Below are 14,933 nucleotides of genomic sequence, written 5' to 3' on the forward strand. Positions count from 1 at the left end.
GGTGGAGGCGTTTTATGTCCTTCGAACGTTTCGCGGTCATATCGGATATTCACGGTAACAGTGACGCCTTGGCTGCAGTGCTGGCCGATATCGATGCTTTGCAAATCCAGACGATTATCAATCTCGGCGATCATCTAAGTGGTCCTTTGGCCGCGCGTGAGACAGCAGATATGCTGATGGCGCGAGAAATGATCTGCATTCGTGGCAATCATGATCGCTGGCTTGTCGAAAAGCCGCTCGCAGATATGGGGCCGTCGGATCGGGTCGCGCGCGAGCAGCTTGATGACCGACACATCGAATGGCTGCTTGCAATGCCGGCATCGCAGTCTCTGGCCGATGGACGGATATTCATCTGCCACGGGACACCGTCAAGCGATACCACTTACTGGATGGAGAAAGTCATCGCGAACGGCGAAGTCGTTCTGCGAACCCGAGATGAGATCGAGGCCGAAGCTGAAGATATAGCTGCATCGCTGATCTTTTGCGGGCATACGCACACGCCGAGGATCGTTCGCCTGGGAGATGGGCGAATGCTGGTCAATCCGGGAAGCGTGGGTTGCCCCGGTTACGACGACGATCATCCGGTTCCGCACGTCGTCCAGACCGGCAATCCCAATGCATCCTACGCTGTCATCGAACAGACCGGGTCTGGCTGGCAGATAACCCTGCGCAATATTCCCTACGATACGGCGCGGATGGTCCGGATGGCGGAGAACAACGGTCGCGCCGATTGGGCGCGTGTTGTCAGAAGTGGCTGGTTTCAGCCCACATGAAAAGAGCGGCTTATGAGCCGCTCATTCTCTTTCTGGGGGCGTGCTTACGGCGCTTCCTGAATGTCGGTGATGAAGCGCGTGCTGTCGACCATGTCATAAATGATAAGGACCTTCATGCCCTTGTTGATCGCGCTGTAATCGAACTCACCGGGCAGCTTGTATGTCTGGCCGTCATCGAGTGTTATGGTTTCGCTGTCCTTGTTGATACCGGTGATCTTGCCTTCGGCATCGTCTGCCATCGCTACCGTCGAGAAAAGCGACGCCACGATGAGAATTAATCCGACCAGATAATGCATGACTTTCCGTTCCTTTGGTTGTGCCTCGGGTTGGGTTGTCGCCTGACCGATTCGACACGATTGTCGTGATTGCGATTTTCAGCGCGTTGCGCCGGATATCCCACAGTGTAGCGTGCGGAATGTGTCAAAAAAAATGCCGGATATCGAACTTCAGAAGGAAATTTTACGTCCTCAAGGAGCTTGATTTGACCGGCGTCAAAAAGCTCAATAAAACCGGGCCGTAAAGTAGCTGCTCTCTCCTTGACCCGCTCCGGACAAGGACAATTTATTCAGGCGTCGCGCATGTCTCACAATAGTTTCGGTCATCTGTTCCGCGTAACCACCTGGGGCGAAAGCCACGGTCTGGCGCTCGGTTGCGTTGTTGACGGCTGCCCGCCCGGCATCACGTTCACAGAAGCCGAAATTCAGGCCTATCTCGACAAGCGCAAGCCCGGCCAGTCCAAATATACGACGCAGCGCCGCGAACCGGATCAGGTGCGCGTGCTTTCCGGTGTTCTTCTGGGCGACGACGGCGTGACCATGACGACGACTGGCACACCGATCTCGATGATGATCGAGAACACCGATCAGCGCTCGAAGGATTATGGCGAGATTGCCCGTCAATATCGTCCGGGCCACGCCGATTATACCTATGACGTCAAATACGGCATTCGCGACTATCGCGGCGGCGGACGTTCGTCGGCGCGCGAAACGGCAGCTCGTGTGGCAGCAGGCGCCATAGCGCGCAAGGTCGTGCCGGGGCTTGAGGTCAAGGGTGCGCTGGTGGCCATGGGTGTGCACGGTATCGACCGCCGTCGCTGGAACTGGTCGGAAGTGGACAACAACCCTTTCTTCTCGCCGGATGCCGGTTCGGTCGAGTTGTTTGCAGACTATCTTGATGGCATTCGCAAGAGCGGATCGTCGGTCGGCGCAGTCATCGAGATTATTGCTGAAGGTGTGCCTGCTGGTATCGGGGCGCCGATCTACGGCAAGCTCGATCAGGATATTGCCAGCCTGCTGATGTCGATCAATGCGGTCAAGGGAGTGGAGATCGGCAACGGTTTTGAAGCTGCCCGCCTGACCGGCGAAGAAAACGCCGATGAAATGCGGATGGGCAATGACGGCAAGCCGCTGTTCCTGTCCAACCATGCTGGCGGGATTCTCGGTGGCATTGCGACTGGTGCGCCGGTTGTGGCGCGTTTCGCCGTCAAACCGACCTCGTCGATCCTGACCCCGCGCCGCTCCATCGACAAGGACGGCAAGGAAGTGGATGTGATGACCAAGGGTCGTCACGATCCGTGTGTGGGTATTCGTGCCGTACCGATCGGCGAGGCGATGGTGGCCTGTGCGATTGCAGATCATTATCTGCGTCACCGCGGCCAGACTGGCCGCGTCTGACTAACTTGGGGCCAAACTGGCCGCGTCTAAACAATTTGGGGCCAGACTGGCCGCATCTGATTGAATTCGGCCATATTGGCCATATCTGACCGACGATAGGGCCCGTTGGTTGCCTGACACATAGAGGTCGAAATGAGCTATAACCAGAAACAGGTCGTGGATGCGCTTCGCGCTTTCGAACGCGGCGAAATCGTTGTGGTCATGGATGATGACGGGCGCGAGAACGAAGGCGACCTGATTGTTGCCGCCGTGCATTGCACGCCCGAAAAGATGGCCTTCATCGTCCGCCATACGTCCGGCATCGTCTGTACGCCGATGACTCGCGACGAAGCCAAGCGTCTCAACCTTGCGCCGATGGTTGCCGAAAACGAATCCGCTCACACAACAGCGTTCACTGTGACGGTTGACTACCGCCATGGCACGACGACCGGCATTTCGGCAGAAGACCGCACGCTGACCGTGCGCAATCTGGCGAACCCGAATGCCGGTGCTTCGGATTTTGTGCGTCCCGGCCATATTTTTCCGCTGGTTGCCCGCGAAGGCGGCGTCTTGATGCGCTCCGGCCATACGGAAGCCGCTGTCGACCTCTGCAAGCTCGCAAACCTGCCGCCCATCGGCGTTATCTGCGAACTGGTCAACGATGACGGTTCCGTCATGCGTGGTCCGGACGTGAAGGCCTTTGCTGAAAAGCACACGCTGCATCGGGTTACGGTCGCCGACCTCATCGCCTATCGCCAGCGCAAGGAAACGCTGGTCAAGCGCGTTGGTGATGCACCGGTCAAGACCTGTGCAGGTGCGGCCCATGCCTACACCTACGAACTGCCATGGGAACCCATGCAGCACGTAGCCGTCGTGTTCGGCGATATTCGTGACGGCGAGGAAGTGCCGGTCCGCCTGCATCGCGAAGATGTGCTGAACGATGTTTTTGGCAAAGGCGGCAGCAATCTCGATGCCATCATGGAAAAGATGGGCAAGGAAGGTCGCGGCGTACTGGTCTATCTGCGCGAAGGTTCTGTTGGCGTGCGTTCCGATCACCACGACACCCGCGCCCGTGACGCGATCCAGAGCGAGCATGAAAGCCATGCCGAAGCGGTTGCCCGCGAAGAGGAATGGCGTCAGATCGGCCTTGGTGCGCAGATATTGAAGGATCTCGGAATCACGTCGATTGTGCTTTTGGCATCGCGTGAGCGTCACTATGTCGGCCTTGAAGGTTTCGGCATCCACATCGCCCGTACGGAAATCATCTAATCTCCTTCAGACAAAGCTGGCGCATGACCGTCATGGTCATGCGCCAGTGAGATGCTATAGTGAATCGATGACGACACGGCTTTACTGGCATCCGATCTATCTCGAACATCTGACCCCACCCGGCCATCCCGAGCGCCCGGATCGTATCCGTGCCTTGATGAGCGAATTGGAGGGGCCGGATTTCTATCGGCTTGACCGGGTGGAAGCGCCGCGCGGCGACGAGGCGTCAGTGCTGCTTGCCCATCCGGAAAAGCATCTGGAAGCCATACGCGCCGGAATACCGGAGCCTGCTTCGGACGAGGAAGTGCCAGCGCCCGTGGTGAAGCTTGACGGCGACACCTATGTCAGCCCGAAAAGTCTGGATGCAGCGCTAACGGCGATTGGTGCGGCGACAGCGGCGGTCGATGATGTCTTTTCCGGTGCTGCAAACAACGTGTTCGTTGCAGCCCGCCCGCCGGGACATCATGCCGAGCTTTCCACTGCGATGGGCTTTTGCCTTTTCAACAATATTGCGATTGCGGCCCGTCATGCACAGCAGCGTCACGGCGCGGAACGTGTCGCCATCGTCGATTGGGATGTCCATCACGGCAACGGAACGCAGGATATTTTCAAGGACGATCCAAGCGTTCTGTTCTGTTCGACGCATCAGTTTCCTTTATATCCCGGAACGGGGTCGAAGGACGAAACCGGCGTCGGCAACATCTTCAATGCACCGCTTTCCCCCGATACGGGAAGCCGCGAATTCCGCGAGGCATTTAATAGTCGTGTATTGCCCGCTTTGGACAATTTCCGGCCAGATTTGATCCTTATTTCGGCGGGCTTCGATGCTCATTTTCGCGATCCGCTTGCCGAGCTCAATCTTGACGAAGCGGATTTTGACTGGGCGACGGGCAAACTCATGGAGCGGGCAGAAAGGTTCTGCGATCACCGGCTAGTGAGTGTGCTTGAAGGTGGATATGATCTAGAGGGCTTGTCGCAGTCCGCGTCTACGCATATTACGCGGCTGTTGAAAGGATGAATCATGGTAACCGAACCGTCCAACGCCGACATTGCAGTAATGAGCTTCGAGGATGCGTTGAAGCAGCTTGAGAAGATCGTCGACGATCTGGAGCGGGGCGACGTGCCGCTGGAAGAGTCCATTCGCATCTATGAGCGTGGCGAGGCTCTGAAAAAGCATTGCGACACGCTTCTGAAGTCTGCCGAGGACAAGGTGGAGAAGATTCGCATTGGCCGCGACGGTCAGCCGGTCGGAACCGAACCGCTCGATCCGGAATAGACTGGTCCAATAATTCTGCTCAGAACAGCGTTTTGAGCTGGGTGACATAAGGCGCGAGAATCCCGCTCAGCATGTAGGGACCTAGGCCCCAGACCAGTGTCCATCCTGCAGCTCCGACGATATTGGCCGCCAGAAAATGCAGCGGGTTCATTTTCATCGAACCCGCAACGATGCCGTTGAGCTGTCGCAGGAGCACGACGAAACGCGCCGTCGCGACCACGTAAATTCCCTTGCTGTCGAAAAGTTTCTCGAACTGTTCCAGCCGTTCAGGCGTCAGCTTGACGAGGTGCCCGTATCGCAGGATCAGGCGGCGGCCACCGAAACGGCCGATCAGGTATCCGGTGCAATCGCCAAGTACGGCGCCGATGAATACGGCAATCAGTACGGCTTCGATATTGAGCGTTCCATGCAAGGCAAGCAGCGAGCTTGCTATAAGGGCGCTTTCACCGGGCAAGGGTGCGCCGAAAGATTCAAAATATACGATTACGAAAAGCGCGAGCGCGCCATAGGCTGCAATATATGGTTCCAGAAAGCTCATGGATTGGCAGGTCTTTCGGCCGACAGAACTAAAAAGGCTCCGGACGAGCCGGAGCCTGAAATCTGTAACTATCACATCAGCCGATGGAACGCTTGCCGGTAATTGCGTGGTATACCCACAACACGATTATTGAGCCGATGATCGCGATAACAAGGCTGATCGGATCGAATGCGCCAGTGACGCCACGTCCAAAAAGCTGAGACGAGATCACACCGCCGACAATGGCGCCGACAATGCCGAGAGCAATATCCAGGAACAGGCCCTGGCCACTTTTATTAACGATCTTGCTGCCGATGAAGCCGGCAATCAAGCCTAGTATTATCCAGCTTATAACAGACATCTAATATCTCCCGATGCGTAAATACACTTTTGCATCACGCACTTAGGAAATTTTCACACTGCTATAAAATTTGCAAGGTATAATGCTTGTCAAATCGGGAAACCCATTTAACTTTAACTTACCGAATGCACAGTTGGCATCGGATAACAGGGAGTATCGTGTGATGGGAAGTTATGACGACAACTCAGGCAATTCGCCCATTCCCGGCGGAAGCCTCGCGAAACCGGTTCTGATTGCGCTCGGCGCCCTGCTGATCGGCAAGATGCTGAAGGGTAATAGCGAAGAGACGGAGGCCACTCAGGCGCAGCCCATACCAGTACCGGATCAGTCGCAAGCGGGCGGCGGCCTGCTCGGCGGTATCCTTGGCGGGCTTGGTGGCTTGCTTGGCGGTGCGGCTGCCGGAAATGCCTCAGCAGCTCCCTCGGCTCCGGGTTCACTGGGCGGCGGTCTTGGCGGCCTCCTTGATCAGTTGAAACAGGCTGGCCTCGGTGAAAAGGTGGATTCCTGGGTCGGCCAGGGAACCAATCATTCAATCGAGCCGGGCCAGCTTGGCGACGCAATCGGCCAGAAAACACTGAGCGAAATTGCTCAGCACGCCGGTATCGACCAGCAGGAACTTCTGGATCAGCTGTCGCAGGTTCTGCCGGGATTGGTGGACAAGCTGACGACCAACGGACAGGTACCTGACGCCAGCTCGCTTTCCAAGCTGTTGCAGGGACGCTGACGGTACTTAAATCGTGATCGAACCGCACCGCTTGTCGGTGCGGTTTTGTTTTGGGGCTACATTCGATAAAATGACGGCGCCGCTTATATAAGCGTTGTAGAGCAATAGCTGGAGTCGCGTTGCATGAGTTTCTTTCCGTGTCCTGATCCGGTTCTTGGCGACAAGACGTCGGTAGACAGCATTGAAACGCTGGTCATTCCACGCACAAGCGACATCGGTGGACTGGAAGTGCGGCGAGCCTTGCCGACGGTGCGCCGCCGTCTGGTCGGACCGTTCATTTTCTTTGATCGCATGGGACCCGCCGTTCTGAGGGATGGTGATGCGCTGGATGTGCGCCCGCACCCGCATATCGGACTTTCGACCGTGACCTATCTGTTTGACGGACATATCCGCCACAGAGACAGTCTCGGGACCGAAATGGTTATTCGTCCCGGTGACGTGAACCTCATGACCGCCGGTCGTGGCATCGTGCATTCCGAACGATCGCCAGAAGAGGAGCGCAACGGGCCACTGTCCATTTCCGGCATTCAGACCTGGCTCGCGCTGCCCGATGCGCTGGAAGAAATCAGCCCGGAATTTTTTCACACCAATGCGCCAGAACTGCCGGTGATGGAGGATCGCGATTTCTCCGGTCGGCTGATCATGGGTTCCATGCTGGGGCTGAAGTCTCCGGTGATCCAGCACGCCGATACGCTTTATGCGGATATTCGTATAGAACCGAACGGGCGCTTTCCGATCCCGCCCGTGGCCGAAGAACGCGCCATCTATACGCTGCAGGGCAATGTCGGCATTGGCGGTGAGGTCTTCCCGCCGGACCGTTTGCTGGCATTCCGCCCTGGCGACGATATTGTCGTGCAGGCCGGGCCGGAAGGTGCTCATATTATGCTTTTTGGCGGTGCAACTCTCGGCTCGAAGCGCTATGTATGGTGGAACTTCGTATCCTCATCGCGAGAGAGGATAGAGCAGGCCAAGGAAGAATGGCGCAGCGGGCGTTTCGACATCGTGCCCGGTGACGAGATGGATTTCATACCTCTGCCTGAATAATGTGGATTGCCTCCCGCTGTAGGACACGATGTCCCGCCCTGCTTGATCCTGTCGCGTTGCTGCTATACCGACAACAAAACCGAACCAGAAACAGGTTGTTTTAATGTCCCGACCCACGACCCCATTGCTTGACAAGGCACCGATCCCGGAAGCCCTGCGCGCATTGCCGGAATCTGATCTGCCGCAGCTCGCGCAGGAATTGCGTGCAGAGCTGATCGACGTGGTTTCAACCACCGGCGGGCATCTGGGAGCGGGACTGGGAGTGGTGGAGCTAACAGTGGCATTGCACCATGTCTTCGACACGCCGCACGACCGTATCATCTGGGACGTTGGTCATCAGGCTTATCCGCACAAGATTTTGACCGGGCGCCGCGACCGTATCCGCACATTGCGCCAGACCGGCGGTCTTTCGGGTTTCACCAAGCGTACTGAAAGTGAATATGATCCGTTCGGTGCTGCACATTCATCGACATCGATTTCCGCTGGCCTCGGCATGGCGGTCGCATCCGATCTTTCGGGCGAAAAGCGCAATGTTATTGCCGTCATTGGCGATGGCTCCATGTCGGCAGGCATGGCCTATGAGGCTATGAATAATGCTGGTGCGCTCGACGCGCGCCTCATTGTCATCCTCAACGATAATGATATGTCGATTGCGCCGCCGACCGGTGCGATGAGCGCCTATCTGGCGCGTCTTGTCTCCGGCAAGACCTATCGCAGCGTTCGCGAGGCCGCCAAGCAGGTCGCCAAGAAACTGCCGAAGTTTTTGCAGGACAAGGCTCGCAAATCGGAAGAATATGCGCGTGCCTTCTTTACAGGCGGCACCCTGTTCGAGGAACTTGGCTTCTACTATGTCGGTCCTATCGACGGCCATAATCTGGATCATCTGCTGCCGATCCTGAAAAACGTACGCGATACGCAGGAAGGCCCGGTGCTCATTCATGTGGTGACACAGAAGGGCAAGGGCTATGCGCCCGCAGAAGCTGCCGCCGACAAATATCACGGCGTCAACAAGTTCGACGTCATCACCGGCAAGCAGTCGAAGCCGCCTGCAAATGCACCGAGCTACACCAAGATTTTCGGCACGAGCCTGATCGAAGAAGCCCGTCACGACGACAGAATAGTGGCGATCACCGCTGCCATGCCATCGGGCACCGGGCTTGATCTCTTCGGCGAAGTGTTTCCGCAGCGCACATTCGATGTCGGTATTGCCGAGCAACATGCGGTAACCTTCGCCGCCGGTCTGGCCAGCGAGGGCTATAAGCCCTTCTGCGCGATCTATTCCACCTTCCTGCAGCGTGGTTACGACCAGGTCGTGCATGACGTGTCGATCCAGAATCTGCCGGTGCGCTTCCCCATTGATCGCGCCGGACTGGTTGGTGCCGATGGCCCGACCCATGCAGGCTCCTTCGATACGGGCTTTCTCGCAGCTCTTCCCGGTTTTGTAGTGATGGCTGCATCGGATGAAGCCGAACTGCGCCATATGGTGCGCACGGCTGCCGAATATGATGAAGGCCCGATCTCTTTCCGCTATCCGCGCGGCGATGGTGTCGGTGTTGACCTGCCAGAGCGTGGACAACTGCTCGAAATCGGCAAGGGCCGCATCGTGCGCGAAGGCACGAAGGTTGCTCTGCTGTCCTTCGGAACGCGCTTGCAGGAATGTCTTGCCGCCGCCGATGAGCTGGGTGCTGCCGGTCTTTCCACCACAGTTGCCGATGCGCGCTTTGCCAAGCCACTCGACCACGATCTGATCCGTCTTCTGGCACGCGAACATGAAGTGCTGGTTATGGTGGAAGAGGGCGCTGTCGGTGGCTTTGCTTCCCACGTGCTACAATTCCTTGCGACTGACGGCCTTCTGGATCGTGGCCTCAAGGTGCGGGCTTTGACCTTGCCGGATACTTATCAGGACCACGGCAAGCCGGATGCCATGTATGCCGAGGCCGGTCTTGACCGGACAGGCATCGTGCATGCGGTGTTTGCAGCTCTTGGCCGCGAGGCCGTTGCAGCGCCGTTTAGCGCCTGACCGATGAGCGGAGAAACGAGCGACAAGAACCTGCGGCTCGATCAGCTGCTGGTGGAGCTTGGACTGTTTGCAACGCGTTCGCGGGCGCGTGATGCAATCCAGCGCGGCACGGTCAAGGTGGACGGCAAGCCCGTCACCAAGTCGGGCCAGACGGTTTTGCGCACCGCAAAGATCGCCGTGGATGATCCGGCGAGTGCTTATGTTTCTCGCGCTGCCTTGAAGCTTATCGCGGTGCTTGACCATTTCGAGCTTGATGTGAAGGGGCGCACGGCACTCGACATCGGTGCCTCGACAGGCGGTTTCACGCAAGTTTTGCTGGAGCGCGGCGCAAGTCATGTTCTTGCCATCGATGTCGGCCACGACCAGTTGCACGAGACCCTGCGCGCCGATCCACGCGTCACCAACAAGGAAGGGCTCAACGCTCGTGCTCTGGAACTTTCCCATCTCGATGGACGCGAAATCGATTGCGTGGTTTCGGACGTGAGTTTCATTTCGCTGAAACTCGCCTTGCCTCCGGCATTGGCCTTTGCGCAAAAAGGTGCTATCTGCGCGCTTCTCGTAAAGCCGCAATTTGAAGCGGGCCGCGAGGCTATCGGCAAGGGCGGCATTTTGCGCGATCCGAAAGATGGCGAACGCATAGCAGAAGAACTGAAATCATGGCTTGAGACGCTGCCCGGCTGGCGCGCGCTCGGCCTCTGCCCGTCGCCCATCGAAGGCGGCGATGGCAATCGTGAATATCTCCTGGCAGGAAAGAAGGACCGATGACAACGCAGACAATGGGGCAAATAACAATCCGCTCGATTGGTGCGGGCGGCGATGGCGTCGCCAACCTTCCTGATGGCCAGATTTATGTGCCTTTCACACTGCCGGGTGAAGTGGCCAATGTTGCGCGCGACAAGAACCGCGCGACGGTTATGGCGCTTCTCGAAACATCGCCTGAACGGCAGGCGCCTGCCTGCCAGCATTTCGAGGATTGCGGCGGCTGCGCGCTGCAGCATTGGCAGGATGAACCCTATCGCCTGTGGAAGCGAGAACTGGTTGTCTCCGCGCTGAAGGGCAGGGGGATCGACGCGGAGGTTGCACCGCTGGTGGCTTGCCAGCCGCGGACACGCCGCCGTGCTGTTTTTGCGGCGCGCAAGAAGGAGAAGGGCGTGTTGCTCGGCTTCAACCGTCACCTCAGCCATGAAATCATCGATATTGTTGAATGTGCGGTCACGGTGCCGGAAATCATTGTGCGACTTGACGACCTGCGTGAAGTCGGGGCCTTGATTGCACCCGGTTCCAAGCCGTTCAAGCTGGCAGCGACGCAGACGGAATCCGGCCTTGATCTTGCGGCAAGCGGTTGCGGCAAGTTGAGCGATGAGCAACGGCGCGCGCTGACCGCGCTTGTCATGAAAAAGGGCTTTGCGCGCCTTTCGCATGAGGGCGAGATCATCGTGGAGCCGAAGAAGCCGCTCATCCATTTCGGCAAGGTGCCGGTTCCGGTTCCGCCCGGCTGTTTCTTGCAGGCAACGACCGATGCTGAAGAAGCGATGGTGCAGCTTGTTCTGGACCATGTCGGTAAGGCCAAGCGTGTGGCGGACTTGTTCTGCGGTGTCGGCACATTTGCGCTGCGGATTGCAGAAAAAAGTGCAGTTCATGCCGTTGAAAACGACGCGCTGGCTCTCGCAGCTCTCGACCGTGGCGTGCGCCATGTGCAGGGATTGAAGCCCGTTTCAGTTGAACGTCGCGACCTGTTCCGCCGTCCGCTGATGCCGAAGGAGTTGCTGCCTTATAACGCCGTGGTTTTCGATCCGCCGCGAGCAGGTGCGGAAGAACAGGCGCTTGAACTGGCAAAATCCAAGGTGGAGAAGGTTGTCGCGGTTTCGTGCAATCCGGTGACGCTCGCCCGCGACCTCGCCATTCTGGTGAAGGGCGGCTATCGCGTCACGCGTGTCACGCCGATTGACCAGTTCCTCTGGTCGCCACATGTTGAAGCTGTGGCGACGCTGGTGAAGAAGTGAGCGTTTAAATCAAAGCCCAATCCACTGCCGCTTCTGCATGCAGTTGCGTTGTGTCAAACACCGGCACGGGGCTATCCTGCTGACCGATGAGCAGCATGATTTCGGTGCAGCCGAGAATGATGGCTTCGGCCCCGCGCTCAACCAGACGATTGATGACGGCGCGGTATTTTTCTCGTGACGCATCGCGTACTTCGCCGACGACCAGCTCGTGATAGATGATGTCATGCACGGTTTTGCGGCCGGCATCGTCGGGCGTCAGAACCTCAAGCCCATGTTTGACTGCGAGGCGGCCTTTGTAGAAATCCTGCTCCATCGTGAAGGCGGTGCCTAGGAGCCCGACTTTGGACAAGCCTGCGGCCTTGATCTTCTCCGCCGTCGGGTCAGCAATATGCACAAGGGGGATCGATGTGGCGTTTTCAACGTCAGCGGCCATTTTATGCATGGTGTTGGTGCAGATCAGGATGAAATCCGCGCCACCCTTTTCAAGGTTCTGCGCGGCCTCGATCATGAGTCTGGTCAGCTCGTCCCATTTGCCTTGATGCTGAAGCTGCTCGATTTCACCAAAATCCATCGACCACATCAGGCTCTTGGCGGAGTGCGTGCCGCCGAGCCGTGTGCGGATTTCCTGATTGATGATGCGATAATATTCCTGCGAGCTTTCCCAGCTCATCCCGCCTATAAGCCCGATCGTCTTCATCAACCCCTCCCGGATAAAATTAAGGGCGGATCACTCCGCCCTTGTTACTCGGTTTTGTGTTTTGGGCGAAAGCCGCAATCACATCTTTTCGATGATCTTCTGGTCGCCTTCATGCGCCTTGCCGTTGGCAGCGATAATGGCGGGAACGATGTCCTCCGCCTTGTCGATGACCAACGGCTTCACCTGATGTGCGGTGTGCAGGAAGCCTTCGGTCGTCATGTGCTCAAGAAGCGAAAGCATAGGCTGCCAGAAGTTGTTGATGTTAGCGAACACCATCGGCTTGCGATGCTTGCCGAGCTGCGCCCAGGTCATCATTTCCACGATTTCCTCAACCGTGCCGATGCCACCGGGAAGGGTGACGAACGCATCCGACTTCTGGAACATGAGGTGTTTGCGCTCATGCATGTCACCCACGACGATAAGTTCGGTGAGCTGTTCGGCCTTTTCAAGGCTCGCTTCCTTGTCGAGCAGGAAGGTCGGAATGATGCCGGTGACTTCGCCGCCGGCCTCCATCACGCCTTGCGCAACCGCGCCCATGATGCCGCGCGTGCCACCGCCATAAACAAGGCGCAGACCATGTTCGGCGATGGACCGGCCGAGCGTGACGCCCGCTTCGCGATAGATGGGATTCAGGCCCGTAGACGAGCCGCAATAAACACAGATGGATCGAATCTCAGACATGATTTTCTTGTGCGCTTTTGACCTTTCAGCGTCAAGCGTCTGCGATTTCATTTTGCAGTGAAGATTGCCGTCAGTGAGACGTTTACGTCAGGTTCCGGGTGGACATTCACAGTGATTGTTATATCTCAATCCGTATGTACTCCAGATTGAGAAGTGGATTGGATATGAAGAACTGGGTTGTGTTTCTCGGGCTCACCTTTGCCGCATCATCCGCATCGGCTGGCGAGATCAACATCAAACTGCCGGACGATACCGAAGTAACGACCAACTCCGTTCTGTATAAATGTGGCGAGAAGAATGTCTCGGTAACCTACTACAATGCTGGTGATATTTCGCTTGCTGAACTGGAGCTTGAAAACGAGACTATTGTCGCTTCCAACGTCATTTCAGGGTCTGGAGCCAAATATGCCGGTGGCGTCTATATCTGGTGGACCAAGGGCGAAACGGCCGATCTCTATAACCTTATGGACGATCCGGACCAATCAAAGCCGACAAACTGTGTAGAACAGTAACCTAGCTAATAAAAAGCCTCGTACCTTTTGCTGTTTCGGTGCAGATTCCTTGTAGGGGGAAGCCAAAAGCTATAAACCCGCTATTATAGTCTCTGGCGTGGATTTCGAAACGAAATGCAAAAGAACAGTTTAGGATTGCTCGGTATCGGGCTCGTCGCAATCGTCGCCGGGCTCGGCCTCTATTGGAATGCAACACGATCCCGCGTTGAAGCCCCGCAACCTAATGCCACTGCACCAGCTTCGAGCAACGCGCCAGCGCAGCCAGAAGCAACGCCATCCGAGACGAAGACGCCAGACGCCGCCAAGCCTGCGGGCGATGTTGCGGCAAACGATGCGAAGCCGCAAGGCGTGCAATCCGAAGAGCCAGCCAAGCAAGCTGATGCCGCTCCCGCAGAGCAGGCCAGCAAAACGCCGGTTTTCGATCTCCTTCGTGTCGAGCCTGACGGTTCGGTCGTGATCGCAGGTAAGTCCCTTCCCAACGCTGATGTCGAGGTTGTCGCAGGTGCCACCGTTGTGGGCAAAGCCAAGGCCGGAGCCAATGGGGATTTTGCCATTGTTCTGGATAGTCCTTTGAAGGCAGGTGATCATCAGCTGGTCTTGCGTTCAACCGGTGCTGACAACAATGTCGCCACTTCCGCGCAGACCGCCATCGTGTCGGTGCCTGAAACCAAGTCGGGGCAGGTGCTGGCGCTGGTTGAGGAGCCGGGGCAGGCGAGCCGCCTGATTACCAAGCCGGAAACGGCAGAGAAGCCACAGGACAATGCGGAAGCTAATCCTGAAGCTGCGACCAAGACCGACAAGCCGGAAGCCAAACCTGCACAGGATTTGCCGATTGCAATCGAGGCTGTGGAGATTGAAGGTCAGGCTGTTTTCGTGGCGGGTAAAGCCAAGGGCGGCAATCGCGTGATCGTCCACGCCAATGATACATTGCTTGGCGCAAGCCTCATTTCGCCTGATGGCCGTTTCCTCGTGCAGAGCAAACAACCGCTCAGCGTTGGTGATTACATCATTCGCGCCGACCTGCTCGACAATGCCAATCGGGTTCTGGCCACAGCCCGCGTCCCGTTCCGTCGCGAAGCTGGCGAGAATGTCTCGGCCGTTGCTTCCGACACGGACGGTCAGACGGCGGCTGCATCGGAAGCGATTGGTGATGCGGCCGCTTCGTCGGCAACTCCACTGCAGAAAGTCGATGGCTCCGTCATCATTCGGCGTGGGGATAATCTCTGGACGATATCCAAGCGCGCCTATGGCAAGGGTACGCGATATACGACGATCTATCTCGCCAACCGCGACCAGATCCGCAACCCAGATCTCATCTGGCCGGGGCAGGTATTCAACATGCCGAAGGAACCTTTGGGCGATGGCGAGGCCAAGCGCCAGTTGGAAGATCGCGCTAACTGACGG

General features: G+C 57.3%; 17 protein-coding genes. 12 read left to right on the forward strand and 5 right to left on the reverse strand.

Annotation, left to right across the window (positions count from 1 at the left end; translation table 11 throughout):
• Window positions 1-14: 14 nt before the first annotated feature.
• Entirely contained in the window at window positions 15-773 is a 759-nt protein-coding gene (locus CES86_RS15535) for a metallophosphoesterase family protein (RefSeq protein ID WP_029925578.1), read from the forward strand.
• Window positions 774-817: 44 nt separating this feature from the next.
• Here the strand turns inward: CES86_RS15535 and CES86_RS15540 are convergent, their stop codons facing one another.
• Window positions 818-1,069 carry a DUF1344 domain-containing protein gene (locus CES86_RS15540; protein ID WP_010658359.1) on the reverse strand — a complete coding sequence of 84 codons (252 nt, stop codon included), beginning with the start codon at window positions 1,067-1,069 and terminating at the stop codon, window positions 818-820.
• Between the two features lie 282 nt (window positions 1,070-1,351).
• On the opposite strand from CES86_RS15540, the gene aroC reads away from it, so the two are divergent.
• The 4 genes from aroC (at window position 1,352) to CES86_RS15560 (ending at window position 4,970) form a co-directional block, all read left to right on the forward strand.
• Window positions 1,352-2,446 carry a chorismate synthase gene (gene aroC, locus CES86_RS15545; protein WP_010658360.1) on the forward strand — a complete coding sequence of 365 codons (1,095 nt, stop codon included), beginning with the start codon at window positions 1,352-1,354 and terminating at the stop codon, window positions 2,444-2,446.
• Between the two features lie 132 nt (window positions 2,447-2,578).
• Window positions 2,579-3,694, forward strand: coding sequence for a 3,4-dihydroxy-2-butanone-4-phosphate synthase (gene ribB / locus CES86_RS15550; RefSeq protein WP_012090813.1), 1,116 nt, complete (start codon window positions 2,579-2,581; stop codon window positions 3,692-3,694).
• A gap of 67 nt (window positions 3,695-3,761) precedes the next feature.
• On the forward strand, window positions 3,762-4,712 hold the full coding sequence (locus CES86_RS15555; protein ID WP_029925576.1) for a histone deacetylase family protein: 951 nt from the start codon (window positions 3,762-3,764) through the stop codon (window positions 4,710-4,712).
• A 3-nt stretch (window positions 4,713-4,715) separates the two neighbouring features.
• Window positions 4,716-4,970 (forward strand): exodeoxyribonuclease VII small subunit, encoded by a 255-nt coding sequence (locus CES86_RS15560; RefSeq protein WP_002963588.1) that lies wholly within the window; start codon window positions 4,716-4,718, stop codon window positions 4,968-4,970.
• A gap of 19 nt (window positions 4,971-4,989) precedes the next feature.
• On the opposite strand, the gene CES86_RS15565 is transcribed toward CES86_RS15560, so the two are convergent.
• A complete protein-coding gene (locus CES86_RS15565; protein WP_010658363.1) occupies window positions 4,990-5,508 on the reverse strand; it encodes a DedA family protein in 519 nt (172 codons plus the stop codon).
• 76 nt (window positions 5,509-5,584) lie between these two features.
• On the reverse strand, window positions 5,585-5,848 hold the full coding sequence (locus CES86_RS15570; protein WP_006466196.1) for a GlsB/YeaQ/YmgE family stress response membrane protein: 264 nt from the start codon (window positions 5,846-5,848) through the stop codon (window positions 5,585-5,587).
• Window positions 5,849-6,011: 163 nt separating this feature from the next.
• Here CES86_RS15570 and CES86_RS15575 point away from each other — a divergent pair, with 163 nt between their 5' ends.
• The 5 genes from CES86_RS15575 (at window position 6,012) to CES86_RS15595 (ending at window position 11,639) form a co-directional block, all read left to right on the forward strand.
• Window positions 6,012-6,572, forward strand: coding sequence for a YidB family protein (locus tag CES86_RS15575; RefSeq protein WP_029925573.1), 561 nt, complete (start codon window positions 6,012-6,014; stop codon window positions 6,570-6,572).
• 123 nt (window positions 6,573-6,695) lie between these two features.
• Window positions 6,696-7,616 (forward strand): pirin family protein, encoded by a 921-nt coding sequence (locus CES86_RS15580; protein ID WP_094514849.1) that lies wholly within the window; start codon window positions 6,696-6,698, stop codon window positions 7,614-7,616.
• A 103-nt stretch (window positions 7,617-7,719) separates the two neighbouring features.
• Window positions 7,720-9,636: a 1-deoxy-D-xylulose-5-phosphate synthase gene (dxs, locus tag CES86_RS15585; protein ID WP_036585960.1), complete on the forward strand. Its 1,917-nt coding sequence runs from the start codon at window positions 7,720-7,722 to the stop codon at window positions 9,634-9,636.
• Window positions 9,637-9,639: 3 nt separating this feature from the next.
• Window positions 9,640-10,401 carry a TlyA family RNA methyltransferase gene (locus CES86_RS15590; protein ID WP_094514851.1) on the forward strand — a complete coding sequence of 254 codons (762 nt, stop codon included), beginning with the start codon at window positions 9,640-9,642 and terminating at the stop codon, window positions 10,399-10,401.
• A complete protein-coding gene (locus CES86_RS15595) occupies window positions 10,398-11,639 on the forward strand; it encodes a class I SAM-dependent RNA methyltransferase (RefSeq protein ID WP_094514852.1) in 1,242 nt (413 codons plus the stop codon). Before CES86_RS15590 ends, CES86_RS15595 begins: the two co-directional genes overlap by 4 nt.
• A 4-nt stretch (window positions 11,640-11,643) precedes the next feature.
• Here CES86_RS15595 and CES86_RS15600 read toward each other — a convergent pair whose 3' ends face one another.
• A complete protein-coding gene (locus CES86_RS15600) occupies window positions 11,644-12,336 on the reverse strand; it encodes an aspartate/glutamate racemase family protein (RefSeq protein WP_094514854.1) in 693 nt (230 codons plus the stop codon).
• 78 nt (window positions 12,337-12,414) lie between these two features.
• On the reverse strand, window positions 12,415-13,017 hold the full coding sequence (locus tag CES86_RS15605) for an LOG family protein (protein WP_040130239.1): 603 nt from the start codon (window positions 13,015-13,017) through the stop codon (window positions 12,415-12,417).
• A gap of 164 nt (window positions 13,018-13,181) precedes the next feature.
• Between CES86_RS15605 and CES86_RS15610 the strand changes: the two genes are divergently transcribed.
• Window positions 13,182-13,529 carry an MliC family protein gene (locus tag CES86_RS15610; RefSeq protein WP_094514855.1) on the forward strand — a complete coding sequence of 116 codons (348 nt, stop codon included), beginning with the start codon at window positions 13,182-13,184 and terminating at the stop codon, window positions 13,527-13,529.
• A 114-nt stretch (window positions 13,530-13,643) separates the two neighbouring features.
• Window positions 13,644-14,930, forward strand: coding sequence for an Ig-like domain-containing protein (locus CES86_RS15615; protein ID WP_094514856.1), 1,287 nt, complete (start codon window positions 13,644-13,646; stop codon window positions 14,928-14,930).
• Window positions 14,931-14,933: the final 3 nt, after the last annotated feature.

It is taken from the genome of Brucella lupini (genome assembly GCF_002252535.1).
Classification (GTDB): domain Bacteria; phylum Pseudomonadota; class Alphaproteobacteria; order Rhizobiales; family Rhizobiaceae; genus Brucella; species Brucella anthropi.

Bases quoted from the DNA above. Each gene is read 5' to 3' on its own strand.
- CES86_RS15615 (WP_094514856.1), top strand. From the start codon at position 13,644: ATGCAAAAGAACAGTTTAGGATTGCTCGGTATCGGGCTCGTCGCAATC.
- CES86_RS15600 (WP_094514854.1), bottom strand. From the start codon at position 12,336: ATGAAGACGATCGGGCTTATAGGCGGGATGAGCTGGGAAAGCTCGCAG.
- dxs (WP_036585960.1), top strand. From the start codon at position 7,720: ATGTCCCGACCCACGACCCCATTGCTTGACAAGGCACCGATCCCGGAA.
- CES86_RS15535 (WP_029925578.1), top strand. From the start codon at position 15: ATGTCCTTCGAACGTTTCGCGGTCATATCGGATATTCACGGTAACAGT.
- CES86_RS15595 (WP_094514852.1), top strand. From the start codon at position 10,398: ATGACAACGCAGACAATGGGGCAAATAACAATCCGCTCGATTGGTGCG.
- CES86_RS15565 (WP_010658363.1), bottom strand. From the start codon at position 5,508: ATGAGCTTTCTGGAACCATATATTGCAGCCTATGGCGCGCTCGCGCTT.
- CES86_RS15590 (WP_094514851.1), top strand. From the start codon at position 9,640: ATGAGCGGAGAAACGAGCGACAAGAACCTGCGGCTCGATCAGCTGCTG.
- CES86_RS15575 (WP_029925573.1), top strand. From the start codon at position 6,012: ATGGGAAGTTATGACGACAACTCAGGCAATTCGCCCATTCCCGGCGGA.
- CES86_RS15605 (WP_040130239.1), bottom strand. From the start codon at position 13,017: ATGTCTGAGATTCGATCCATCTGTGTTTATTGCGGCTCGTCTACGGGC.
- CES86_RS15560 (WP_002963588.1), top strand. From the start codon at position 4,716: ATGGTAACCGAACCGTCCAACGCCGACATTGCAGTAATGAGCTTCGAG.
- CES86_RS15540 (WP_010658359.1), bottom strand. From the start codon at position 1,069: ATGCATTATCTGGTCGGATTAATTCTCATCGTGGCGTCGCTTTTCTCG.
- CES86_RS15555 (WP_029925576.1), top strand. From the start codon at position 3,762: ATGACGACACGGCTTTACTGGCATCCGATCTATCTCGAACATCTGACC.
- CES86_RS15580 (WP_094514849.1), top strand. From the start codon at position 6,696: ATGAGTTTCTTTCCGTGTCCTGATCCGGTTCTTGGCGACAAGACGTCG.
- aroC (WP_010658360.1), top strand. From the start codon at position 1,352: ATGTCTCACAATAGTTTCGGTCATCTGTTCCGCGTAACCACCTGGGGC.
- ribB (WP_012090813.1), top strand. From the start codon at position 2,579: ATGAGCTATAACCAGAAACAGGTCGTGGATGCGCTTCGCGCTTTCGAA.
- CES86_RS15610 (WP_094514855.1), top strand. From the start codon at position 13,182: ATGAAGAACTGGGTTGTGTTTCTCGGGCTCACCTTTGCCGCATCATCC.
- CES86_RS15570 (WP_006466196.1), bottom strand. From the start codon at position 5,848: ATGTCTGTTATAAGCTGGATAATACTAGGCTTGATTGCCGGCTTCATC.